This window comes from Klebsiella sp. KP20-425-1 (genome assembly GCF_025813515.1).
Lineage (GTDB): Bacteria > Pseudomonadota > Gammaproteobacteria > Enterobacterales > Enterobacteriaceae > Klebsiella > Klebsiella pneumoniae.
In genome coordinates, this window is sequence record NZ_CP109614.1 from 909583 (window position 1) to 932669 (window position 23087).

Genomic DNA, 23087 nt, shown 5'->3' on the forward strand with positions numbered 1-23087 from the left:
AAAGTCTCTGGCTGTTCACCTGGCCGCAATAAGCCCTTTACACTGAGGTACTCTTTTATGGCATTACAGGACAAACTGATCGACGCGCTGGGGCGTTTCGCGACGACATTCAACAGCTATCGCTACATTATGGCGATCAAATCGGCGTTTATTACCCTGATGCCGGTGATCATCGTCGGGGCCTTTTCGGTGCTGATCTCCAATATGGTGCTGGATCCGAAGAATGGGCTCGCCAGCTTTTCCTCGCTCTCCTTTCTTGCGGCGCTGAAGCCGATCACCAGCGCGCTAAACTACGCTACGCTCAACTTCCTCAATATCGGCGCCGTGTTTCTGATCGGTATTGAGCTGGGGCGGATCAACGGCATCAAAAGCCTGTTTCCCGGCCTGTTGGCGGTGATCTGCTTTATCTGCGTCACGCCGACCACGGTAGAGATGATGGTCGATGGCCAGATGCACGTGGTGAAAGATGTCCTGCTGCGCCAGTTTTCCGATACCCGCAGTCTGTTCCTTGGGATGTTCATCGCCATTCTGTCAGTGGAGATTTACTGCTGGCTGGAGGGGCGCAAGGGACTGAAGATCAAAATGCCGGATACCGTGCCGCCGAACGTCTCTGCCTCTTTTTCCGCGCTGATCCCGGCGATCATCACCACCACCGCGATCGCCACCTTTGGTTTTCTCTTTCACCAGCTGACGGGAATGTATCTCTACGATGCGGTCTACCAGGTGGTGCAGCAGCCGCTGGAGCGGGTGGTGCAGAGCCTGCCGGGGATCCTGCTGCTGATGTTCGTCGCCCAGCTGTTCTGGGTGATCGGCATTCACGGCAACCAGATGATCAAGCCGATCCGCGAGCCGCTGCTGCTGGGAGCGATCACCGTCAATATGAGCGCTTTTGAGCAGGGGAAAGAGGTACCGAACATCATCACGATGCCCTTCTGGGATGTCTACATGAGCATCGGCGGCTCGGGGCTGACCATCGGCCTGCTGATTGCGGTGATGATCGCCACCAGGCGCAAAGAGATGAAAGAGATCGCCAAGCTGTCGATAGGCCCGGGGCTGTTCAATATTAACGAGCCGGTGATCTTCGGGATGCCGATCATGCTCAACCCGATCCTCGCCATCCCGTTTATCATCACCCCGCTGGTGACCGGCAGCATCGGCTATTTCGCCACCCTGACCGGCTTCGCCGGCAAGGCGGTGGTGATGGTCCCCTGGACCACGCCGCCGCTGATCAACGCCTGGCTCTCCACCGCCGGCTCGATGGGGGCGGTGGTGACCCAGCTTATCTGCATCGTCGTCGCGGTGCTTATCTATCTGCCTTTCGTCAAAATCGCCTCCCGCCGTGCCGATGCCGCGCAGCGTCAGGTAGACAATCAACAAACCGCCAACCCTGTCTGAGGAGCCTATGACTACCGTACGGATGACCATTCCCGATGATTTTATCCTTGGCGCGGCGGCTTCCGCCTGGCAGACCGAAGGCTGGAGCGGGAAAAAACCAGGGCAGGACTCCTGGCCCGATCTCTGGTACAAAAACGATCGCCACGTCTGGCATAACGGCTATGGCCCGGCGGTGGCCACCGATTTTATCAACCGCTTTCAGGAAGATGTGCAGCTGATGAAGCTGGCTGGGCTGACCCACTACCGCACCTCAATCAACTGGTCGCGCTTTCTGACCGACTATGAAAACGTCACGGTGGATGAGGAGTATGCGGCCTATTATGACCAGCTGTTCGATGCGCTGCTGGCTAACGGCATCACGCCGATGATCTGCCTTGAGCATTATGAATTGCCCGGCTATCTGCTGGAAAAGTATGGCGGCTGGGGGTCGAAAACGGTGGTTGAGCTGTTTGTGCGCTACGCGGAGAAGGTGTTTGCCCGCTACCACCCGAAGGTGACGCGCTGGTTTACCTTTAATGAGCCAATTGTGGTGCAGACCCGGGTCTATCTGGATGCTCTGCGCTGGCCCTATGAGCAGAACACCAGCACCTGGATGCAGTGGAACTATCATAAGGTGCTGGCGACCGCCAGCGTCGTGAAGCGGTTTCGCGAGCTCGGCTATCCCGGGACCGTCGGCTGCATCCTCAATCCGGAGGTGACCTACCCACGCTCACGCGCCCCCCATGACCTGCGCGCGGCGGAGATCTACGATCTGTTCTACAACCGCATGTTCCTCGACCCGCTGGTGCACGGCGTCTGGCCGCCGGAGCTTCTCGCGCTGCTTGAGCAGCATCAGGTGACGTGGGAGACCAGCGAGGAGGATCTGGCGGTTATCCGCGAGCACACCGTCGATGAGCTGGGGATTAATCTTTACTACCCGCACCGGGTCAAAGCCCCGTCGCGGGCCTGGCATCCGCACACCCCGTTCCATCCGGCCTGGTATTATGAGCCGTTTGAGCTGCCCGGCCGGCGGATGAACGCCTCCCGCGGCTGGGAAATCTACCCGCAAATCATCTTTGATATGGCGATGCGGATAAAAAATGACTATCGCAACATCCCGTGGTTCGTGGCGGAGAGCGGGATGGGGGTGGAAAACGAAGGCCAGTTCCGTAACCGCGAAGGCGTCATCGATGACAGCTACCGCATTCGTTTTATCAGCGAACATCTGTGGCACACCCTGCGCGCCCGCGAGGCAGGGGCCAACTGCCAGGGCTATATGCTGTGGGCGTTTACCGACAACGTATCGCCGATGAACGCCTTTAAAAACCGCTACGGGCTTATCGAAATCGATCTGCAAAACCATCGCGCCCGGCGACCCAAAGCCTCGGCGCACTGGTTTCGTCAACTGGGCGAACGGCGTGAACTGGTGCTGGATATCGATGATGAATACCGCTAGCCGGGGGCAATATTTGCTAAGATAGCGGCGTATTTGACTCGCAGGCATGTAACGCACAGGTGATTTTGTGGAAAAAGCGATAGTTCCGCCGGAAAAGAAGCCCTATCAGGAGATTGGTGATGACCTGCGCGCCCAGATCGCGCAGGGGCGCTACCCGGTCGGGTCGCGTTTGCCGCCGGAACGCCATATTGCCGAAACCTATGGCGTCAGCCGGACCATCGTGCGCGAAGCGCTGCTGATGCTGGAGCTGCAGGGGACGGTGGATATTCGTCAGGGATCCGGGGTGTATGTCATGCGCATTCCCCACGAGAACGACAGCGAAGAGGAGCAGCTGCTCAGCAGCGACGTCGGCCCGTTTGAAATTCTCCAGGCGCGCCAGCTGCTGGAGAGCAACATCGCCGCCTTTGCCGCGAAAATGGCCACCCGCGCCGATATCGACAATCTGAAGCGGATTATTGAACAGGAGCAGCGGGCAATCGCTCTCAACGACACCGCGCAGGATAACGCCCGTCTGTTCCATCTGGTGCTCGCCGGGGCGACGCAGAACCAGATGCTGTTGGCGACGGTAGAGCGGATCTGGCTGCAGATGGACAGCAGCCCGCTGTGGCAGCAGTTCAATGTGCATATTGCCAGCCGCGCCTGGCGGCTGAAATGGCTCGGCGACCGGCAGACCCTGCTCGCCGCGCTGCGGCGTCGCGATGTGATGGGCGCCTGGCAGGCGATGTGGCAGCATCTGGAAAACGTCAAAAACAGCCTGCTGGAGCTGTCCGATGAGGACGCCCCCGACTTTGACGGCTATCTGTTCGACTCAGTGCCGATTTTTCAGGGGAAGCTGGTATGACGATCCTGCCGCTGTACGCTGCGCCGCAGTTCGCCCCGCAGGTGACCGACTGGCTGTGGCAGGCCTTTGGCGGCGAGACGCTGCCGCGGCAATTCTTCGCCAGCATCGTGCAGCATAGCCAGACGGCGGAGGCGCTGCCGTTGACCTTTATTGCCGTGGAAGGCGAGCAGTTGCTCGGCACGATTGGCCTCTGGCGCTGCGATTTGATCAGCCGCCAGGATCTGTTTCCCTGGCTGGCGGCGCTGTTCGTCGCGCCCGCCGCCCGCGGTCAGGGGCTGGCCGGAAAACTGCAGCGGCATGTGATCGATTATGCCCGCCGCGCGGGCTTTCGGGAGCTCTATCTCTACTCCGCCTGCCGGGATTTCTATGAACGCTTCGGCTGGCGCTACATCGGCGAGGGGCTGGATTACCCGGCCACCGCCGTGCACCTCTATCGCTATGACTTATCGCCTTCCTGCGGGGCGACCACCGAGTGACGACGGACCAGCGTCGGGCTGAACAGATGGGTGATCTCCGGCGCCGGCCGCTGCTCCGCCAGGGCTAAAGCCAGCTCGGCCGCCTGGGTCGCCATCGTGACGATCGGATAGCGGACGGTAGTCAACCGCGGGCGGACATAGCGCGAAATCAGGACATCGTCGAAGCCAATCAGCGAAATCTCCCGCGGAACGTCGATGCCGTTGTCATTCAGCACCCCCATCGCGCCGGCGGCCATCGAGTCGTTATAGCAGGCGACGGCGCTAAAGTGGCGGCCGCGGCCAAGCAGTTCGGTCATCGCCTGTTCGCCGCCGCTTTCATCCGGCTCGGCAAACGTGACCAGCCGGTCGTTGCACGGCAGGCCGCTCTCCTCCAGCGCCGCGTAGTACCCCTGCAGCCGATCTTCCGCATCGGAGATATCATGGTTTGAGCACAGATAGCCGATACGCGTGTGCCCCTGCTGGATCAAATGGCGGGTCGCCAGCCAGGCGCCGTAGCGGTCGTCCAGCGCGACGCAGCGGGTTTCATATCCGGGCAGGATGCGGTTGATCAGCACCATGCCGGGGATCTGCTTCATTAACCCCGCCAGTTCCTCATCGGGGATCATTTTGGCGTGCACCACCAGCGCCGCGCAGCGATGGCGGATCAGCTGCTCTATCGCCTGGCGCTCCTTCTGCACGTTGTGGTAGCCATTGCCAATCAGCAAAAAATTGCCGGTGCGGTAGGCCACCTGTTCGACGGCTTTGACCATCGCGCCGAAGAAGGGGTCGGAGACATCGCCCACCACCAGGCCGACGGTTTCCGTTGACTGCTGGGCCAGCGCCCGGGCGTTCGCGTTGGGGTGATAGTTCAGGGTTTCCATCGCCGCGCCCACGGACTGACGCGAAGCTTCGCTGGCTTTGGGAGAGTTGTTGATGACGCGGGAGACGGTAGCGACGGAGACTCCTGCGAGTCGGGCTACATCCTTAATAGTCGCCATACCATGCCTTTTCTAGGGTAAGCGTTTACATACTGCTATGTTACGGGAAAGAGCGGCAGATTCAAGGCGCGGCGGCGAAGGAATGGCGCAAATGTGATTCAGCGCGGGCTTATCGGTGACCTGTTTACATTGACGCGATCGGTAATTGAAACCGGCGCAGGGAAATACAAACCTTTGCTTACACTTTGCGATGCGCTGTTGCGAATGTTCGCTGGTTTGTTCGCGGATCCGGTTGATATTCTGGCTATCCCAGAGGTATTGATAGGTGGAGTCAACGTCACGTTGACCACTTTACTTACACCAGCCTGCGCAGATGCGCAGGTTTTTTTTTGCCCGCTATCGGCGTTGTTACAGATAGCGAAAATCGTAATACCTCGTTGCACTTAGGCTCACTCCCTTGCGTTTTCCCGCTGGCCCGTTACGGCCAAAAAACGTGACAATCGAGATCCCAGAGGTATTGATAGGTGAGTTTCTCAGGTACGCTCTTCGTACTGAACGTCTTACACCGACCTGCGCGGATGCGCAGGTTTTTTTTATTCCGAAAATCCCCCCGCTGCACTGCTTTCCCATGCCTTCTCGTGTAACCTGCTTTGACTCATCAACCGGTCACATGGAGTTGTTATGCTTTTGGGATTTTTCAGACTGCTGTTCAAGGGGTTATACCGGGTCAGACTGACCGGCGACACGCAGGCTTTATACCAGCAAAAGGTCTTAATCACCCCGAACCACGTCTCTTTCCTCGACGGCATTCTGCTGGCGCTGTTTTTGCCGGTCCGACCGGTTTTTGCGGTCTATACCTCAATCAGCCAGCGCTGGTTTATGCGCGCGCTGACGCCGATTATCGATTTTGTGCCGCTGGACCCGACCAAGCCGATGTCGATCAAACATCTGGTGCGCCTGATTGAGCAGGGGCGGCCGGTGGTTATTTTCCCGGAAGGGCGAATTTCGGTCAGCGGCTCGCTGATGAAAATTTATGACGGCGCCGCCTTTGTCGCCGCCAAATCGCAGGCGACCATTGTGCCGCTGCGTATTGAAGGCGCCGAACTGACGCCCTTCAGCCGGCTGAAGGGGCTGGTGAAACGTCGCCTGTTCCCGCGTATTCAGCTGCATCTCCTGCCGCCCACCCATCTGCCGATGCCCGAGGCGCCGCGCGCCCGCGACCGGCGGAAGATCGCCGGGGAGATGCTGCACCAGATCATGATGGAAGCCCGGATGGCGGTGCGCCCGCGGGAAACCCTGTATGAGTCGCTGCTGGCGGCGCAGGACCGCTTCGGCGCGCGCAAACCCTGCGTGGAGGATATCAACTTCCAGCCGGATACCTATCGCAAGCTGCTGACCAAAACCCTGTTTGTCGCCCGCATTCTGGAAAAATACAGCCAGCCGGGCGAGAAGATCGGCCTGATGCTGCCTAACGCCGGCATCAGCGCGGCGGTGATTTTCGGCGCTATCGCCCGCGGGCGTATTCCGGCGATGATGAACTATACCGCCGGGGTGAAAGGGCTCAGCAGCGCGATAGCCGCCGCGGAGCTCAACACCATTTTCACCTCGCGCACCTTCCTCGATAAAGGCAAACTCTGGCACCTGCCGGAGCAGCTGACCCAGGTGCGCTGGGTATTCCTGGAAGATCTTAAAGGCGATATCACCCTCGCTGACAAACTGTGGATTTTTGCTCATCTGCTGGCGCCGCGTCTGGCGCAGGTTAAGCAGCAGCCGGAAGACGCGGCGATGATCCTCTTCACCTCCGGTTCCGAGGGCAATCCGAAAGGGGTGGTGCACAGCCATAAGAGTCTGCTGTCCAACGTCGAGCAGATCAAAACTATCGCCGACTTTACCGCCAATGACCGCTTTATGTCGGCGCTGCCGCTGTTCCACTCTTTTGGCCTCACCGTCGGCCTGCTGACGCCGCTGCTTACCGGGGCGGAAGTGTTTCTCTATCCCAGCCCGCTGCACTATCGCGTGGTGCCGGAGCTGGTCTACGATCGCAACTGTACGGTGCTGTTCGGCACTTCGACCTTCCTCGCCAACTATGCCCGTTTCGCCAATCCGTACGATTTTTACCGCCTGCGCTACGTGGTCGCCGGGGCGGAGAAGCTGCAGGAGAGCACCAAACAGCTGTGGCAGGATAAATTCGGCCTGCGCATTCTCGAAGGCTATGGCGTGACCGAGTGCGCGCCGGTGGTCTCGATTAACGTGCCGATGGCGGCGAAGGTCGGCACCGTGGGCCGCATCCTGCCGGGGATGGACGCCCGCCTGCTGGCGATGCCAGGCATTGATCAAGGGGGGCGGCTGCAGCTGAAAGGGCCGAACATCATGAAAGGCTACCTGCGGGTGGAAAACCCCGGCGTGCTGGAAGCGCCTGCGGCGGAAAACCAGCACGGCGAGATGGAAGCGGGCTGGTATGACACCGGGGATATCGTTACCTTCGACGAGCAGGGCTATGTCCGCATTCAGGGCCGCGCGAAGCGCTTCGCCAAAATCGCCGGCGAGATGATCTCCCTCGAGATGGTGGAGCAGGTGGCCCTCGGCGCGTCGCCGGACAAAATGCACGCCACGGCGATTAAACAGGACGCCAGCAAAGGCGAGGCGCTGGTGCTGTTTACCACCGATAATGAACTGACTCGTGAAGCCCTGCTGCGCTACGCCCGCCAGCACGGCGTACCGGAGCTGGCGGTGCCGCGAGATATACGCTGGCTGAAACAGCTACCGGTGCTCGGCAGCGGCAAGCCAGACTATGTCACCCTGAAAAATATGGTCGACGAGGCGGAAACAACCCATGAGTGAGTCAGTACATACTAACCCTTCGCTGTACTCGAAAGGGATGCTGGCGGTGATCTGCGCCCAGTTCCTGTCGGCCTTCGGCGACAATGCGCTTCTCTTCGCCACCCTGGCGCTGATGAAGCAGCTCTATTATCCGGAGTGGAGCCAGCCGGTCCTGCAGATGTTGTTTGTGGGCGCTTACATCCTCTTTGCCCCCTTTGTCGGTCAGTTCGCCGATAGCTTTGCCAAAGGCCGGGTGATGATGGTGGCCAACGGCCTGAAACTGCTCGGCGCCGGCTGCATCTGCTTCGGCGTCAATCCGTTTATCGGCTATACGCTGGTGGGGATTGGCGCCGCCGCCTATTCGCCGGCCAAGTATGGCATTCTCGGCGAACTCACCACCGGCGATAAGTTAGTGAAGGCTAACGGACTGATGGAGTCCTCGACCATCGCGGCGATCCTGCTGGGCTCCATGGCCGGCGGGATCCTCGCCGACTGGCACGTGCTGGCGGCGCTGATCGTCTGCGCGCTGGTCTACGGCGGGGCGGTAGTGGCTAACCTGTGGATACCCAGGCTGCCGGCAGCGCGTCCGGGGCAGTCGTGGCGTTTTAAGCCAATGACGCACAGCTTCTTCAGCGCCTGCCGGACGCTGTGGCGCAACGGCGAAACCCGCTTTTCGCTGATGGGCACCAGCCTGTTCTGGGGCGCTGGCGTGACCCTGCGTTTCCTGCTGGTGATCTGGGTGCCGGTGGCGCTGGGCATTACCAGCAACGCCATGCCCACCTATCTTAATGCGATGGTGGCGGTGGGGATTGTGCTGGGTGCCGGGGCGGCGGCGAAGCTGGTGACCCTGGAGACGGTGTCGCGCTGTATGCCGGCCGGGATTTTGATCGGTATCGCGGTGATAGCCTTTGCGGTGCAGCAGTCGCTGCTGCCGGCGTTCGGTCTGCTGCTGCTGCTCGGGGTGTTCGGCGGGTTCTTTATCGTACCGCTGAACGCGCTGCTGCAGGAGCGTGGGAAACATTCGGTCGGGGCAGGTAACGCCATTGCGGTACAGAACCTCGGTGAGAACGTGGCGATGCTGCTGATGCTGGGGCTCTATTCCCTGGCGGTGAGCGTGGGCGTTCCACCGGTCGCCGTGGGGATAGGCTTTGGCGCGGTATTCGCCGTGGCCATTGCCGCGCTGTGGGTCTGGGGGCGGCGTAAATAACCTCCCGGCTTGCGCTGCGCTTGACTGGGCGAGGGGGTCGCCAATATCTGCTCTTCGGTAGCCCGGGTAAGGCGTATAAGCCTTACCCGGGGCTTTGCTTTCTTACGGCGCCGGGTAGGTATAAACCTGATGCACCGCCTCAATCTCCGCTAATACCTCTTCGCTCAGCTCAAGCTGCAAACTTTCCACGTTGGCCTGCAGCTGCGTCATGGTCGTCGCCCCCAGCAGGGTGCTGGCGACAAACGGCTGCCGACGCACAAAGGCCAGCGCCATTTGCGCCGGATCGAGGCCGTGGCGTTTGGCGATATCCACATAGGCCGCTACCGCTTTCTGCGACTGCTCGCTGCTGTAGCGCGTAAAGCGGCTGAACAGCGTATTGCGCGCCCCTGCCGGCTTCGCACCGTTGAGATACTTGCCGGTCAGTGTGCCGAAAGCCAGACAAGAGTAGGCCAGCAGCTCCACGCCTTCGAACTGACTCACTTCCGCGAGGCCGACTTCAAAGCTGCGGTTCAGCAGGCTGTAAGGATTCTGAATAGTCACGATCCGCGGGAGGTCGTGCTTATCCGCCAGGTGCAGATAACGCATCACGCCGAAGGCGGTTTCGTTCGACACGCCGATGTAGCGGATCTTCCCGGCGCGCTGGAACTCGGTCAGCGCTTCGAGGGTATCCAGCAGCGTCACGGCGGGCGCGGCGTCGGCCCAGGTATAGCCCAGCTTGCCAAAGCAGTTGGTTGGCCGCTGCGGCCAGTGAACCTGATATAAATCGAGATAATCGGTCTGCAGCCGCTTCAGGCTGGCGTGCAGCGCCTCGCGGATATTTTTGCGGTCCAGGACGTGATTGGGCCGAATGCTGCTGTCGTTATTGCGCGCGGGCCCGCTGACTTTGGAGGCGAGCACCAGCTTTTCGCGATTGCCGCGTTTCGCCAGCCAGTTGCCGACGTAGGTTTCAGTCAGCCCCTGGGTTTCCGGGCGCGGCGGGACCGGGTACATTTCGGCGACATCGATCAGGTTGATGCCGTTGGCAACCGCGTAATCGAGCTGCTGGTGGGCATCGGCCTCGCTATTCTGTTCGCCAAAAGTCATGGTTCCCAGCCCGAGGGTGCTGATTTCAAGAGAACTGTGTGGGATACGGTGATACTGCATAGCCAGCTTCCTTTTTATTTATAAGGTCAGGCATTCCCCGACAAAGGAGTATCAACATGGCAGAGGGTGAGAAAAAGAGGAAGTAAAAAATCAAAAAAGCCGGGTGACGAGGAGGGGCGGTGGGTGAAACCCGCGGCGTCCTGGTATATCCCGACTCTTCTCAAAAGACTGGTGGTCGGTAAGCGCAGCGTCAACAGAAGCTGGGGCCGACAGGGAAAGATTAACGCTTAATGATTTGCGAAACGTCGTCACGATTGATCTGCATTTTATTACCCTGCTGATCTTCGTAACTGATTAAACCGGTATCGTCATCCACGGTAGGTTTACCGTCGGTCAGGATCATTCGCCCATCTTTGGTCGCCATGACGTAATCGCTGCTGCAACCGGAAACCGAGAACGCCAGTCCTACGGCGGAAATCAATACTGCCCATTTCTTCATCGTCAACACCTCTTCAGTAGCTGCACCCCATACCCGTCTATTAATAGCCTGATTTGTGAGACATAAAAAGCAGTAAAGTCTGAAAAAGGGTTGCAGCCTGTGACCAGGCTGCAATTTTGTGGTTTACAGCGGGTTTTTCTTATTACGCAGCAGGTTAAGGCTCTCCACCGCGATAGAGAAGAACATGGCGAAATAGATGTATCCCTTCGGCACATGGACGTCGAAGCTTTCCAGCATCAGGGTAAAGCCGACGAGGATCAGAAACGACAGCGCCAGCATTTTCACCGAAGGATGACGGTCAACAAAATCGCCGATGGGTCGCGCGGCGAACATCATCACCCCCACCGCGATCACCACCGCCGCCATCATGATGAACAGATGATCCGACAGGCCGACGGCGGTGATGACGGAATCGAGGCTAAAGATGATATCCAGCAGCATGATCTGCACGATGGCGCCGAGGAAGGAGTGGACGTTGGTCTTCAGCCCCTCCTCTTCACCTTCGATAGATTCATGGATCTCTTTACTGGCTTTCCAGATAAGGAACAGCCCGCCGAGCAGCAAGATCAGATCGCGAAACGAGATCTCCTGACCGAAAACGGTAAAGAGCGGGTTGGTAAGCTTAACGACCCAGGCGATTGAGGCCAGCAGCGCCAGACGCATGACCATCGCGCCCATCAAACCGATCCGGCGCGCATGGGCGCGCTGGGCGGTGGGGAGCTTAGCCACGACCAGAGAGAGGAAAATAATATTGTCGATCCCGAGCACGATCTCCAGCAGCGTCAATGTGCCCAGCGCCAGCCAGGCGTTAGGATCGGTTATCCATGCAAATAACATTGTTCAAAGTCCTGCAAAATAGAAAGCAGCAATTATATGCAACCCCCAACGCAGAACAAAAAATTAATCGTGTTGTAACAAGAAATGGCGGGCAAGCAGAGCGGCGGTAAAATTCTTTTTCAGATAGAAACCGCGCGGCAGCGTGAGGATTGTCTCCCCGCGGGCACCGATGGCTTCGGTCAGCGCCTTGCTGTTGGCGGCTTTCGGTCTTAACTGCAGCACCTCGCCGTGGCGGGCGGTAATGCGCTCTACCTCACCGAGAACAATGAGATCCATCAGCTCTTCCCAGTCCATGCGCAGCTGGCGCTCCTCGTCTTCGTCCGGGCTCCACAGCAGCGGTGCGCCGACGCGCCGCGCCGCCAGCGGGATGGTGCGTTCACCCTCCACCGGGATCCACAGGACGCGCTGCAGCTTATGCCGTACATGGCTGCTCTCCCAGGTGACGCCGCTATTGCCGGTTAACGGGGCGACGCAGACGAAAGTGGTCTCCAGCGGGCGTCCCCGGCTGTCGATGGGGATCGTTTTGAGCTCGACCCCCAGCGCGGCGAAATCCTGCTCGGGTTTACTGCCTGCGCTGGCGCCCAGCCACAGCTCCAGCAGAATGCCCGTCCAGCCTTTATCGCGCTTCAGATCGCGCGGAATGGGGATCCCCGCCAGCGCCGCCAGCTCGCCCAGCGAATAGCCGGCCAGCTGGCGGGCCTGGGCCAACAGCTGTTCCTGACTTTGCGGCGGTGAGGCGAGCGGAGCGATAGCGGGCATAAGGCAATACCTTTGGTTAAAAAGTGAGCGCTAATTTTGCGCGTTGTGGATAGAGTTTACCGTTTTCTGAGTAACTATACCAATCTCATGATTTATATGGCTTTTTAAACTCATCATGCGGCTTATGAAAACGGTGTAAACGGGTTTTCCAGAACTGGTCACTGACAATAAACAGGATCTTACACCATGTTATCCACAGAAAAGTGGGATAACTGGGGAAAAGACTCACTACTGGTTCGATTTACAGCCTTGACGTGCGACGAAAATCGAATTTTTAGAGAAAATCTGCCGGTGGCCTGCGCGTAATCTGTGGATAAAATCGACATTGCTCGATCTTTCATCAGTCGGCGGATCGCATGTGTGATGATCGTCACGTTATGCTGTAATGTGTGAAAGGAATATATTCTAACTTTATGAATATGATACTATTATTTTCAGATGCTAGCGATGCGATGTTCGGATTACTCTGGGTTTTCCCGGGTTAATTCCGTACTTCTTCACAACTCTATCCACAGAAAAAGTGAATAAAATCGGCTGTCACGCGCTTTCATTGTTTATAACTCTGGCAATTACTGTGAGTTATTCAAATGTTATCCGTTCTCAGTGTGCGAACAGAGTGGTTTACCGTTTCCGGCGAGTGTGAAACAATCATTCACATTGAAGCTTATCTTGAGGTAGTCCGGTGATTGATGACGATGGCTACCGCCCAAATGTCGGTATTGTAATCTGTAATCGTCAGGGCCAGGTGATGTGGGCCCGGCGCTATGGTCAGCACTCGTGGCAGTTCCCGCAAGGGGGCATTAATCCAGGAGAATCCGCAGAGCAGGCGATGTATCGGGAATTGTTTGAAGAGGTCGGGTTAAGCCGTAAAGATGTGCGGATCCTGGCCTCAACCCGTAACTGGCTGCGTTACAAGTTGCCTAAACGTTTGGTGCGTTGGGACACAAAGCCGGTTTGTATCGGCCAGAAACAAAAGTGGTTTCTTTTGCAGTTGATCGGCAACGATGCGGACATCAATATGCAAACCAGCAGTACACCTGAATTTGATGGTTGGCGCTGGGTGAGTTACTGGTACCCGGTTCGCCAGGTGGTGTCGTTTAAGCGCGACGTCTACCGCCGGGTGATGAAAGAGTTCGCCAGCGTGACCATGTCGCTGGCGGAGAGCGCACCTAAGCCGCAAAACGCGCCTGCTTATCGACGTAAAAGAGGTTAAGCCACGCACATTATGCTCACTCGGTTGCGAGAAATAGTCGAGAAGGTCGCGAGCGCGCCGCGTTTAAACGAGGCGCTGGATATTCTGGTGACGGATGTCTGCCAGGCGATGGAGACGGAAGTCTGCTCGGTTTACCTGGCTGACAATGACCGACGCTGCTATTACCTGATGGCCACCCGCGGGTTAAAAAAACCTCGCGGGCGCACCGTTGCGCTGGCGTTCGATGAAGGCCTGGTGGGGCTGGTTGGCCGCCTGGCGGAACCCATCAACCTCGCCGATGCGCAAAAACACCCCAGCTTCAAATATATCCCCGCCGTCAAAGAGGACCGCTTCCGCGCCTTCCTTGGCGTGCCGATCATTCAGCGCCGCCAGCTGCTGGGCGTGCTGGTGGTCCAGCAGCGCGAGCTGCGTCAGTTTGATGAAAGCGAAGAGTCTTTCCTCGTCACCCTCGCCACCCAGATGGCGGCGATCCTCTCCCAGTCCCAGCTGAACGCCCTGTTCGGCCAGTATCGTCAAACGCGCATTCGCGCTCTGCCGGCCTCTTCCGGGGTGGCGATCGCCGAGGGCTGGATGGACGTCAGCCTGCCGCTGATGGAGCAGGTGTATGAAGCCTCGACGCTGGACACCGCCTCGGAACGCGAACGCCTGACCGGTGCGCTGGAAGAGGCGGCCAACGAGTTTCGTCGCTACAGCAAACGCTACGCCGCCGGGGCGCAAAAAGAGACGGCGGCGATCTTCGATCTCTACTCGCACCTGCTCTCTGACGCCCGCCTGCGTCGCGAGCTGTTTGCCGAAGTTGACAAAGGCGCCGTCGCCGAGTGGGCCGTCAAAAAGATCATTGAGAAGTTCGCCGAACAGTTTGCCGCGCTGAGCGACGGCTATTTGAAAGAGCGGGCCGGCGATCTGCGTACCCTGGGCCAGCGTCTGCTGTTCCATCTCGACGACAGTATTCAGGGGCCCAACACCTGGCCGGCGCGCATTATCCTCGTGGCGGACGAGCTGTCGGCCACCACCCTCGCCGAAGTGCCGCAGGATCGCCTGGCCGGCGTGGTGGTGCGCGATGGCGCCGCCAACTCCCATGCCGCTATTATGGTGCGGGCCCTCGGCATCCCAACGGTGATGGGCGCCGATATTCAGCCCTCGCTGCTGCATGGCCATACGCTGATTGTCGATGGCTATCGCGGTGAACTGCTGGTGGATCCTGAACCTGTCCTGTTGCAGGAGTATCAGCGCCTTATCAGCGAAGAGAACGAACTCAGCCGCCTGGCGGAGGACGATCTCCAGCGCGCGTCGGAGCTGAAAAGCGGCGAGCGGGTGAAAGTCATGCTCAACGCCGGCTTAAGCCCGGAGCACGAAGAGAAGCTCGGCAGCTTTGTTGACGGCATTGGCCTCTACCGCACCGAAATTCCCTTTATGCTGCAGAGCGGCTTCCCCTCAGAAGAGGAGCAGGTCGCCCAGTATCAGGGCATGCTGCAGATGTTTAACAGCAAACCGGTGACCCTGCGTACCCTGGACATCGGCGCGGATAAACAGCTGCCGTATATGCCGATCAGCGAAGAGAACCCGTGCCTCGGCTGGCGCGGGATCCGCATCACCCTCGATCAGCCGGAGATCTTTTTGATCCAGGTGCGGGCGATGCTGCGCGCCAACGCCGCCACCGGCAACCTCAGCATTTTGCTGCCGATGGTGACCAGTCTGGAGGAGGTGGATGAGGCCCGTCGGCTGATCGATCGCGCCAGCCGGGAAGTGGAAGAGATGATCGGCTACGCCATCCCACGTCCGCGCCTGGGGGTGATGCTGGAGGTCCCGTCGATGGTCTTTATGCTGCCGCAGCTGGCCAGCCGGATCGATTTTATCTCGGTAGGGACGAACGACCTGACCCAGTACCTGCTGGCCGTCGACCGCAACAATACCCGGGTCGCCAGCATGTATGACAGCCTGCATCCTGCGGTATTGCGTGCGCTGGCGATGATCGCCCATGACGCGGAGCGCTTTGGCATCGATCTGCGCCTGTGCGGCGAGATGGCGGGCGACCCGATGTGCGTGACGATCCTTATCGGCCTCGGTTACCGCCATCTGTCGATGAACGGCCGCTCGGTGGCGAGGGTGAAGTATCTGCTGCGCCGCATTGATATCGAAGAGGCGCAGGAGCTGTCGCGTCGCAGCCTCGATGCGCAGATGACCGCCGAGGTGCGCCATCAGGTGGCGGCCTTTATGGAGCGTCGCGGTCTCGGCGGCCTGATCCGCGGCGGGCGGTAGCGCCAGCCCGGGTGAGGCGTAAGCCGTAACCCGGGGATCCTCTGCTCGCACCCTCCGGCAAAGTAGGGTACCGCCGGGAAAACGGCATTCTGTTAGCATCCGTATACATATCTTTTACACGTTCGGCGCGGATCGCTCTTGTGGCTTATGCTATGATTCGCCTCCTTCGGCGTGCCCGTTTTGTTCGGGTATGGATCATCACCGCTGTCCACTTTCGGCGGAATAACAAGTCTTTATGGTGACAGATGAATAGTGGCTACCTGCATTTTCCGGAGTTCGATCCGGTCATTTTTTCTCTAGGCCCGGTCTCCCTCCACTGGTACGGTTTGATGTACCTGGTGGGCTTTGTCTTTGCGATGTGGCTGGCCACCCGTCGGGCGAATCGTCCGGGCAGCGGCTGGACGAAAAATGAAGTGGAAAACCTGCTCTACGCGGGCTTCCTCGGCGTCTTCCTGGGCGGTCGTATCGGCTACGTGCTGTTTTACAACCTGCCGGTATTTCTTGCCGATCCGCTGTATCTGTTCCGCGTCTGGGACGGCGGCATGTCGTTCCACGGCGGCCTGATCGGCGTGATCCTGGTGATGATTATCTTCGCCAGACGCACCAAACGCACCTTCTTCCAGGTCTCCGATTTTATCGCGCCGCTGATCCCGTTTGGTCTTGGCGCCGGGCGTCTGGGCAACTTTATAAACGGCGAGCTGTGGGGCCGCGTAGACCCGAGCTTCCACTACACGATGATTTTCCCGGGCTCCCGTGCCGAAGACCTGGCGCTGCTGCCGACGCATCCGGAATGGCAATCGCTGTTCGATACCTACGGCGCGCTGCCGCGTCACGCGTCGCAGCTGTACGAGCTGGCGCTGGAAGGCGTGGTACTGTTCCTGATCCTCAACCTGTTTATCCGTAAACCGCGCCCGACCGGCTCCGTTTCCGGTCTGTTCCTGATTGGCTACGGCCTGTTCCGCATCATCGTGGAATTCTTCCGCCAGCCCGACGCCCAGTTCACCGGCGGCTGGGTGCAGTACATCAGCATGGGGCAGATTCTTTCGATCCCGATGGTGCTTGCGGGTATCATTATGATGGTTTGGGCTTACCGCCACCGTCCGCAGCAACAGAATTCTTGAGGAACCATGAAACAGTATCTTGATTTGATGCAGAAAGTGCTCACCGAGGGCACGCCAAAAAATGACCGCACCGGCACTGGCACGATCTCCATTTTCGGCCATCAGATGCGTTTTAACCTGCAGGAAGGCTTCCCGCTGGTGACCACCAAGCGCTGTCATTTACGCTCCATCATCCATGAACTGCTGTGGTTCCTGCAGGGCGACACCAACATCGCCTATCTGCACGAGAACAACGTCACCATCTGGGACGAGTGGGCGGATGAGAATGGCGACCTGGGGCCGGTCTACGGCAAACAGTGGCGTTCCTGGCCTGCGCCGGACGGCCGCCATATCGACCAGATCAGCACGGTGATGAACCAGCTGAAAAACGACCCGGACTCCCGCCGGATCATCGTCTCGGCATGGAACGTCGGCGAGCTGGATAAAATGGCGCTGGCGCCGTGCCACGCCTTCTTCCAGTTCTACGTCGCCGACGGCAAGCTCTCCTGCCAGCTGTATCAGCGTTCCTGCGATGTGTTCCTCGGCCTGCCGTTCAATATCGCCAGCTACGCGCTGCTGGTGCATATGGTGGCGCAGCAGTGCGATCTGCAGGTCGGTGATTTCGTCTGGACCGGCGGAGACACCCATCTGTACAGCAACCATCTTGAGCAGACCAACCTGCAGCTAAGCCGCGAACCGCGTCCGCTGCCGAAGCTGGTCATCAAACGCAAGCCGGCGTCGATCTTCGACTACCGCTTTGAAGACTTCGAGATTGAAGGTTACGATCCGCACCCGGGCATTAAAGCGCCGGTGGCGATTTAACCCCCTAGCAGAGATGACTAACCGGCGCCCGATGGCGCCGGTTTTTTTATGCCCTTCGCACCACCCGATGGGAGCGCTTTCCGTTACCACCGGGAGAAGGTTGTTTTCACCTGCCCCCCAGGCCACAGGTGGTTGCGGTGGGCGAAGTTGGCTAGACGTTCGCAAAAAAATGTTCTTCTGTCGAGTATGCAAAGCTTTTTTGCGTATCTGGCCGGGAAAGCTATTTTCCGTCGTCGCGCCAGGGCCAATCGCCGCGGCATACTCGACGCCATGAACAGAGAACATGGCTACACCCTGATGGAAACCCTGGTAACGCTGACACTGATGATGATCCTCAGCGTCGGCGGCCTGTACGGCTGGCAGCGCTGGCAGCAGCAGCAACGACTGTGGCAAACTGCCGTCCAGGTGCGGGATTTTCTGCTCTTTCTGCGCGATGACGCCAACGCCTACAACCGGGACCGCGTGCTTCGCGTCGGCCAGGACGAAGTGGGCTGGTGCCTGAGCGCGGAGGGGGAGGGGCCTGACTGCGCCTCGGGGACATCCTTCACGCTGCGCCCGCGCTGGCCGGGGATCACGCTGGCTGGCGTTACGCCTGGTCTGGGGTTTTATGGTCTGCGCAGCACCGCCTGGGCGGGGAATCTGCGGCTGCAGAGCGCGGCCGGCAGCTGGAGCATTGTGATCTCACACTGGGGGCGGATTCGTTTATGCCGCAGCGACAGCGCAGGAGGGTGTCAGTGAGCCGCCGCGGATTTTCCCTGGCGGAGGCGCTTATCGCCATGGCCATCGGCTCGCTGCTGCTGATGGGGGCCTGCCGCTTTCTGCCTGCCCTGCAGCGTCATATTCTGCGCCAGGGCGAACAGCTGGCCCTGGAGAACGAGCTGTGGCAGCGTGTGCATGCCGTGGGAAAACATCTGCAGCGCGCCGGGTACTGCCGGGGAGCGTGCGGCGGAGCCGGGCTGGAGCTAGCCGCTGGCGGCGAGTGTCTGATTGTGCGCTGGGATGCGAACAGCAACGGGAGATGGGAAACCTCCCCCGCGGCAGCGGCGGAGAGCACCGGCTTTCGCCTGCACGACGGCGCGCTGGAGACCCTGCGCGGGGCCAGCGACTGCCGCGGCGGCGGATGGGAGAAAATCACCAACCCGGCCGCCATCGTGGTGACGCGCTTCTCGGTACAACGTCAAGTCACCCCGGGCTTCGCGCCGGAGCTGAGCGTGACGCTGGCGGCGCGCTCCGCGCAACAGACGGGCCTGACGAGCGAGGTTGAGCAGCGGGTGACGGGGTATAACCTGTGATCCGCCAGCGTGGAATGTCGTCGCTGCTGATGGTGCTCCTGTTGCTGACCCTCGGCAGCCTGTTACTCGAGGGGCTTAACCTGCAGCAGCGGGCGCTGCTGGCGCAAACCGCCAGCGAAACGCAGGCGATCCGCGATACGGCGATAGCCCATTCCGCGCTGCAGTGGGGAAAACAGCAGGTCTGGTCGGCGCAGGTGGCGCTGGCCTGCCGGGAGCAGGCGCCGCAGGGCTGGCGCGCCTGTCTGCGTATCTTCGGCGACGGTTCACTGTTGCTCAGCAGCGCCAGCGGCGAGGTGCAGGTCTGGCAGTCCGGCGAGGTGCGCGGCGGGCAGGTGCGTTTTTCCGGCCACGGCTGGAGCGATTTTTGCCCGCTCAGGGAGGCGAGCTTATGTCAAATGCCCTGAAGCGTCAGCGGGGGTTTAGCCTGCCGGAGACCGTGCTGGCGATGGCGCTGATGGTGCTGACGGTCACCGCGCTGGGCGGCTATCAGCGCGGAATGGCGCAAGGAATTGTCCAGTTGAACCAGACCCGTCAACTGTGGCGCGACGCGTGGCGCTATAGCCAGCTCTCCGCGCCGCCGTCGCCGGCACGCGGTCAGGTAAGCCGTATGCAGACATCGAGGCAAAGATGTGTCAGCATCACGGTAACGATCAGTAGACCCGTTGCAAAGCGGGTGCAGATGACCCGGCTGCATTGCCCGGTCAGCCAGTAGTCAGGAGCAATTATGTTAAGGGTATACCACTCAAACCGGCTGGATGTTCTCGAGGCGTTGATGGAGTTTATCGTCGAGCGCCAGCGGCTGGATGACCCTTTTCAGGCCGAAATGGTGCTGGTGCAGAGTACCGGCATGGCGCAGTGGCTGCAGATGACCCTGGCCGCGCGCTTCGGGATTGCCGCCAATATCGAGTTCCCGCTGCCGGCGAGCTTTATCTGGGATATGTTCGTGCGCGTCCTGAAAGATATTCCTGGCGAAAGCGCCTTCAGCAAGCAGAGCATGAGCTGGAAGCTGATGACCCTCCTGCCGCAGCACCTGGAGGAAGACGATTTTATCCTGCTGCGCCAGTATCTGAGTGATGACGGCGACAAGCGCAAGCTGTTTCAGCTGGCCGCCCGGGTGGCGGACCTCTATGACCAGTACCTCGTCTATCGCCCGGAGTGGCTGATGCGCTGGGAGGCCGGCCAGCGGGTGGAAGGTCTCGGCGATGCCCAGCAGTGGCAGGCGCCGCTGTGGCAGGCGCTGGTGAGCTACACCGCCGAGCTGGGGCAGCCGCAGTGGCACCGCGCCAATCTCTACCAGCGCTTTATCAGTACCCTGGAAAAAGCGGACGAACCGCCCGCCGGGCTGCCGTCGCGCGTCTTCATCTGCGGGATTTCCGCGCTGCCGCCGGTCTATCTTCAGGCCCTGCAGGCGCTGGGTAAGCATGTCGATGTCTACGTATTGTTTACCAACCCCTGCCGCTACTACTGGGGAGACATTAAGGATCCGGCGTTTCTGGCGAAGCTGCTGTCGCGTCAGCGGCGCCATCACCGCGAGGCGCGCGCGCTACCTCTGTTTCGCGACACCGAGCAGGCGCCGGGGTTGTTTAATGACGCCGGGGAACAGGATGTCGGCAACCCGTTGCTCGCCTCCTGGGGCAAACTGGGGCGCGACTATATCTACCTGCTGGCAGGGCTGGAGCGCTATGAGGAACTGGACGCTTTTGTCGACATCGCCCCCGATAACCTGTTGCATAACCTGCAGTCGGATGTCCTTGAACTACGCAACGCGGCGGTGGCCGGGCAGAGCGCAGAGGCATTCGCCCACAGTCGCGACAAACGTCCGCTGACGCTGGATGACCGCAGTCTGAGCATTCACGTCTGCCACAGTCCGCAGCGCGAAGTGGAGGTTCTGCACGATAGGCTACTGGCGATGCTGGAGGCGGATCCGACGCTCACGCCGCGGGATATCATCGTCATGGTGGCGGATATCGACAGCTACAGCCCCTATATACAGGCGGTGTTTGGCGCCGCCAGCGGCGATCGCTGGCTGCCGTGGGCGATCTCCGACCGTCGCGCCCGAGAGTCGCACCCGGTGCTGCAGGCGTTTATCACGCTGCTCTCGCTGCCGGACAGCCGCTTCGCCAGTGAAGATGTGCTGGCGCTGCTGGACGTCCCGGTGCTGGCGGCGCGCTTTAATATCACGGAAGAAGGGCTGCGCTACCTGCGCCAGTGGGTGAACGAGTCCGGCGTCCGCTGGGGAATGGATGACGACAACGTCCGTGAGCTGGACCTGCCGGCGACCGGGCAGCATACCTGGCGGTTCGGCCTCACCCGCATGCTGTTGGGCTACGCGATGGACAGCCGCGAGGGAGAATGGCAGTCGGTGCTGCCGTATGACGAATCCAGCGGTTTGATCGCCGAGCTGGTGGGCAACCTCGCGTCGCTGCTGATGCAGCTTAATCTGTGGCGACGCGGCCTGGCCCAGCAGCGGCCGCTGGCGGAGTGGCTGCCGGTCTGTCGCGATCTGCTGAATGACTTTTTCCTGCCGGACAGTGAGACCGAAGCGGCGCTGGCGCTGATTGAGCAGCAGTGGCTGGCGGTTATTGATAGCGGTCTGGAGGCGCAGTATGGCGAGCAGGTGCCGCTGACGCTGCTGCGCGATGAGCTGGCCCAGCGCCTCGATCAGCAGCGGATCAGCCAGCGCTTTCTTGCCGGCCCGGTCAATATCTGTACCCTGATGCCGATGCGTTCGATCCCCTTTAAGGTGGTGTGCCTGCTGGGGATGAATGACGGGGTTTATCCGCGCACGCTACCGCCGCTGGGCTTTGATTTAATGAGCCAGAAGCCGCAGCGCGGCGACCGCAGCCGGCGCGATGATGACCGCTATCTGTTCCTCGAGGCGCTGATGTCCGCCGAGCAGACGCTGTATATCAGCTATATCGGCCGTTCGATCCAGGACAACAGCGAGCGTTTTCCTTCGGTGCTGGTGCAGGAGCTGGTGGATTATATCGGCCAGAGCCACTGTCTCGCCGGTGACGAAGAGCTTGACTGCGACGCCAGCGAAGCGCGGGTTAAAGCCCACATCACCCATCTGCATACGCGCATGCCGTTCGACGTTGCCAATTTCCAGGAAGACGAGAACAAGAGCTACGCTCGTGAATGGCTGGCGGCCGCCGGCCAGCAGGGAGAGGCGCATAGCGATTTTATACAGCCGCTCACCGCGCCGCCGATTGACAGCCTGCCGTTCGATCAGCTTCTGCGCTTCTGGCAGCACCCGGTACGCGCGTTCTTTCAGCAGCGTTTGCGGGTCAATTTCCGCGCCGAAGAGGACGATATTCCAGACGACGAGCCGTTCACTCTTGAAGGGCTGAGCCGTTATCAACTGAATCAGCAACTGCTCAATACGCTTATTGAGGAGCAGGACGTCTCGGCTATGTTCCGCCGCTTTCGCGCCGCCGGCGAGCTGCCGTATGGCGCCTTTGGCGAGCTGGTCTGGGAGACGCAGCGCCTGGAGATGCAGGCGCTGGCCGAGCGGGTGATGGCCGAGCGCCAGCAGGCGCAGAGCATGGAGATCGATCTGCAGTGCGGCGGTGTGAACCTGACCGGCTGGCTGCAGCAGGTGCAGCCGGACGGTCTGCTGCGCTGGCGGCCTTCGCTGCTGAGCGTCTCCCAGGGGATGCAACTTTGGCTGGAACACCTTGTCTACTGCGCCAGCGGCGGCACCGGCGAGAGCCGGCTGTTTGTGCGGAAAGAGGGAGAGTGGCGCTTTCCGGCGCTGGCGCCCGCCGAGGCGCAGGCGTACCTTAACGAGCTGGTGGATGGCTATTTGCTGGGGATGTCGCAGCCGCTGCTGCTGCTGCCGGAAAGCGGTGGCGCCTGGCTGAAAGCCTGTTACGACGCCGAAAAGGATGTCATCTTAATGGACGAAGAGACGCAGCAGAAAGCGCGGAGCAAATTCCTGCAGACCTACGAAGGGAACATGGTGGTCAGCGGGGAGGGCGCCGATATCTGGTATCAACGCCTGTGGCGTTCGCTGGAGCCGGCGCATTACGAAGAAATCATTGCCCAGACGCAGCGTTATCTGTTACCGCTATATCGTTACCATCGGTCCACACAAATTTAAATAGTATAAAAATTGCGCAGTGAATGGCGG

At 59.9% G+C, this 23087-nt stretch carries 21 protein-coding genes; 15 read left to right on the forward strand and 6 right to left on the reverse strand.

The genetic code is table 11. The annotated features are described in order from the left end of the window. Nucleotides 1-57 precede the first annotated feature (57 nt). From OHJ17_RS04565 to OHJ17_RS04580, 4 genes are all read left to right on the forward strand, one after another. On the forward strand, nucleotides 58-1395 hold the full coding sequence (locus OHJ17_RS04565; protein WP_004174520.1) for a PTS sugar transporter subunit IIC: 1338 nt from the start codon (nucleotides 58-60) through the stop codon (nucleotides 1393-1395). Between the two features lie 7 nt (nucleotides 1396-1402). Continuing rightward, entirely contained in the window at nucleotides 1403-2830 is a 1428-nt protein-coding gene (locus OHJ17_RS04570; RefSeq protein WP_004174521.1) for a glycoside hydrolase family 1 protein, read from the forward strand. Nucleotides 2831-2897: 67 nt separating this feature from the next. After that, a complete protein-coding gene (locus OHJ17_RS04575) occupies nucleotides 2898-3671 on the forward strand; it encodes a GntR family transcriptional regulator (RefSeq protein WP_002915985.1) in 774 nt (257 codons plus the stop codon). Continuing rightward, nucleotides 3668-4147: a GNAT family N-acetyltransferase gene (locus OHJ17_RS04580; RefSeq protein ID WP_004174522.1), complete on the forward strand. Its 480-nt coding sequence runs from the start codon at nucleotides 3668-3670 to the stop codon at nucleotides 4145-4147. The genes OHJ17_RS04575 and OHJ17_RS04580 overlap by 4 nt, the downstream gene beginning before the upstream one ends. Here the strand turns inward: OHJ17_RS04580 and galR are convergent. Beyond that, a complete protein-coding gene (gene galR, locus OHJ17_RS04585) occupies nucleotides 4108-5124 on the reverse strand; it encodes an HTH-type transcriptional regulator GalR (RefSeq protein WP_002915981.1) in 1017 nt (338 codons plus the stop codon). The two genes, OHJ17_RS04580 and galR, sit on opposite strands and share 40 nt — an antisense overlap. 621 nt (nucleotides 5125-5745) lie before the next feature. On the opposite strand from galR, the gene aas reads away from it, so the two are divergent. Beyond that, the gene (gene aas, locus OHJ17_RS04595; protein ID WP_002915977.1) at nucleotides 5746-7905 is read left to right on the forward strand and encodes a bifunctional acyl-ACP--phospholipid O-acyltransferase/long-chain-fatty-acid--ACP ligase; all 2160 of its coding nucleotides are present in this window, start codon (nucleotides 5746-5748) and stop codon (nucleotides 7903-7905) included. Then, nucleotides 7898-9091 (forward strand): lysophospholipid transporter LplT, encoded by a 1194-nt coding sequence (gene lplT / locus OHJ17_RS04600; protein ID WP_002915976.1) that lies wholly within the window; start codon nucleotides 7898-7900, stop codon nucleotides 9089-9091. Before aas ends, lplT begins: the two co-directional genes overlap by 8 nt. Nucleotides 9092-9193: 102 nt before the next feature. On the opposite strand, the gene OHJ17_RS04605 is transcribed toward lplT, so the two are convergent. The 5 genes from OHJ17_RS04605 to OHJ17_RS04625 form a co-directional block, all read right to left on the reverse strand. Then, nucleotides 9194-10234, reverse strand: coding sequence for an NADP(H)-dependent aldo-keto reductase (locus OHJ17_RS04605; RefSeq protein ID WP_002915975.1), 1041 nt, complete (start codon nucleotides 10232-10234; stop codon nucleotides 9194-9196). Nucleotides 10235-10454: 220 nt separating this feature from the next. Beyond that, complete coding sequence (locus OHJ17_RS04610) at nucleotides 10455-10673, reverse strand: YgdI/YgdR family lipoprotein (protein ID WP_002915974.1); 219 nt, start codon at nucleotides 10671-10673, stop codon at nucleotides 10455-10457. 123 nt (nucleotides 10674-10796) lie between these two features. Further along, the gene (locus OHJ17_RS04615; RefSeq protein ID WP_002915973.1) at nucleotides 10797-11510 is read right to left on the reverse strand and encodes a TerC family protein; all 714 of its coding nucleotides are present in this window, start codon (nucleotides 11508-11510) and stop codon (nucleotides 10797-10799) included. Nucleotides 11511-11573: 63 nt separating this feature from the next. Then, nucleotides 11574-12269: a DNA mismatch repair endonuclease MutH gene (mutH, locus tag OHJ17_RS04620; RefSeq protein WP_004143967.1), complete on the reverse strand. Its 696-nt coding sequence runs from the start codon at nucleotides 12267-12269 to the stop codon at nucleotides 11574-11576. Nucleotides 12270-12354: 85 nt separating this feature from the next. Beyond that, nucleotides 12355-12498 (reverse strand): hypothetical protein, encoded by a 144-nt coding sequence (locus tag OHJ17_RS04625; protein WP_004218186.1) that lies wholly within the window; start codon nucleotides 12496-12498, stop codon nucleotides 12355-12357. A gap of 453 nt (nucleotides 12499-12951) precedes the next feature. On the opposite strand from OHJ17_RS04625, the gene rppH reads away from it, so the two are divergent. The 9 genes from rppH (at nucleotide 12952) to recC (ending at nucleotide 23057) form a co-directional block, all read left to right on the forward strand. Next, nucleotides 12952-13482, forward strand: coding sequence for an RNA pyrophosphohydrolase (rppH, locus tag OHJ17_RS04630; RefSeq protein WP_002915936.1), 531 nt, complete (start codon nucleotides 12952-12954; stop codon nucleotides 13480-13482). 12 nt (nucleotides 13483-13494) lie between these two features. Next, on the forward strand, nucleotides 13495-15741 hold the full coding sequence (gene ptsP, locus OHJ17_RS04635) for a phosphoenolpyruvate--protein phosphotransferase (protein ID WP_002915935.1): 2247 nt from the start codon (nucleotides 13495-13497) through the stop codon (nucleotides 15739-15741). Between the two features lie 245 nt (nucleotides 15742-15986). Further along, the gene (gene lgt, locus OHJ17_RS04640) at nucleotides 15987-16862 is read left to right on the forward strand and encodes a prolipoprotein diacylglyceryl transferase (RefSeq protein WP_002915934.1); all 876 of its coding nucleotides are present in this window, start codon (nucleotides 15987-15989) and stop codon (nucleotides 16860-16862) included. Between the two features lie 6 nt (nucleotides 16863-16868). Beyond that, a complete protein-coding gene (thyA, locus tag OHJ17_RS04645) occupies nucleotides 16869-17663 on the forward strand; it encodes a thymidylate synthase (RefSeq protein ID WP_002915933.1) in 795 nt (264 codons plus the stop codon). Between the two features lie 186 nt (nucleotides 17664-17849). Beyond that, entirely contained in the window at nucleotides 17850-18401 is a 552-nt protein-coding gene (locus OHJ17_RS04650) for a prepilin peptidase-dependent protein (RefSeq protein WP_002915932.1), read from the forward strand. Continuing rightward, nucleotides 18398-18955, forward strand: coding sequence for a prepilin peptidase-dependent protein (locus OHJ17_RS04655; RefSeq protein ID WP_009485674.1), 558 nt, complete (start codon nucleotides 18398-18400; stop codon nucleotides 18953-18955). The genes OHJ17_RS04650 and OHJ17_RS04655 overlap by 4 nt, the downstream gene beginning before the upstream one ends. Then, nucleotides 18952-19359, forward strand: a complete 408-nt coding sequence (locus tag OHJ17_RS04660) for a DUF2509 family protein (RefSeq protein WP_020317270.1) — start codon at nucleotides 18952-18954, stop codon at nucleotides 19357-19359. The genes OHJ17_RS04655 and OHJ17_RS04660 overlap by 4 nt, the downstream gene beginning before the upstream one ends. Continuing rightward, nucleotides 19344-19667: a prepilin-type N-terminal cleavage/methylation domain-containing protein gene (locus tag OHJ17_RS04665; RefSeq protein WP_002915888.1), complete on the forward strand. Its 324-nt coding sequence runs from the start codon at nucleotides 19344-19346 to the stop codon at nucleotides 19665-19667. Before OHJ17_RS04660 ends, OHJ17_RS04665 begins: the two co-directional genes overlap by 16 nt. A gap of 12 nt (nucleotides 19668-19679) precedes the next feature. Continuing rightward, nucleotides 19680-23057 carry an exodeoxyribonuclease V subunit gamma gene (gene recC, locus OHJ17_RS04670; protein WP_032433505.1) on the forward strand — a complete coding sequence of 1126 codons (3378 nt, stop codon included), beginning with the start codon at nucleotides 19680-19682 and terminating at the stop codon, nucleotides 23055-23057. Nucleotides 23058-23087: the final 30 nt, after the last annotated feature.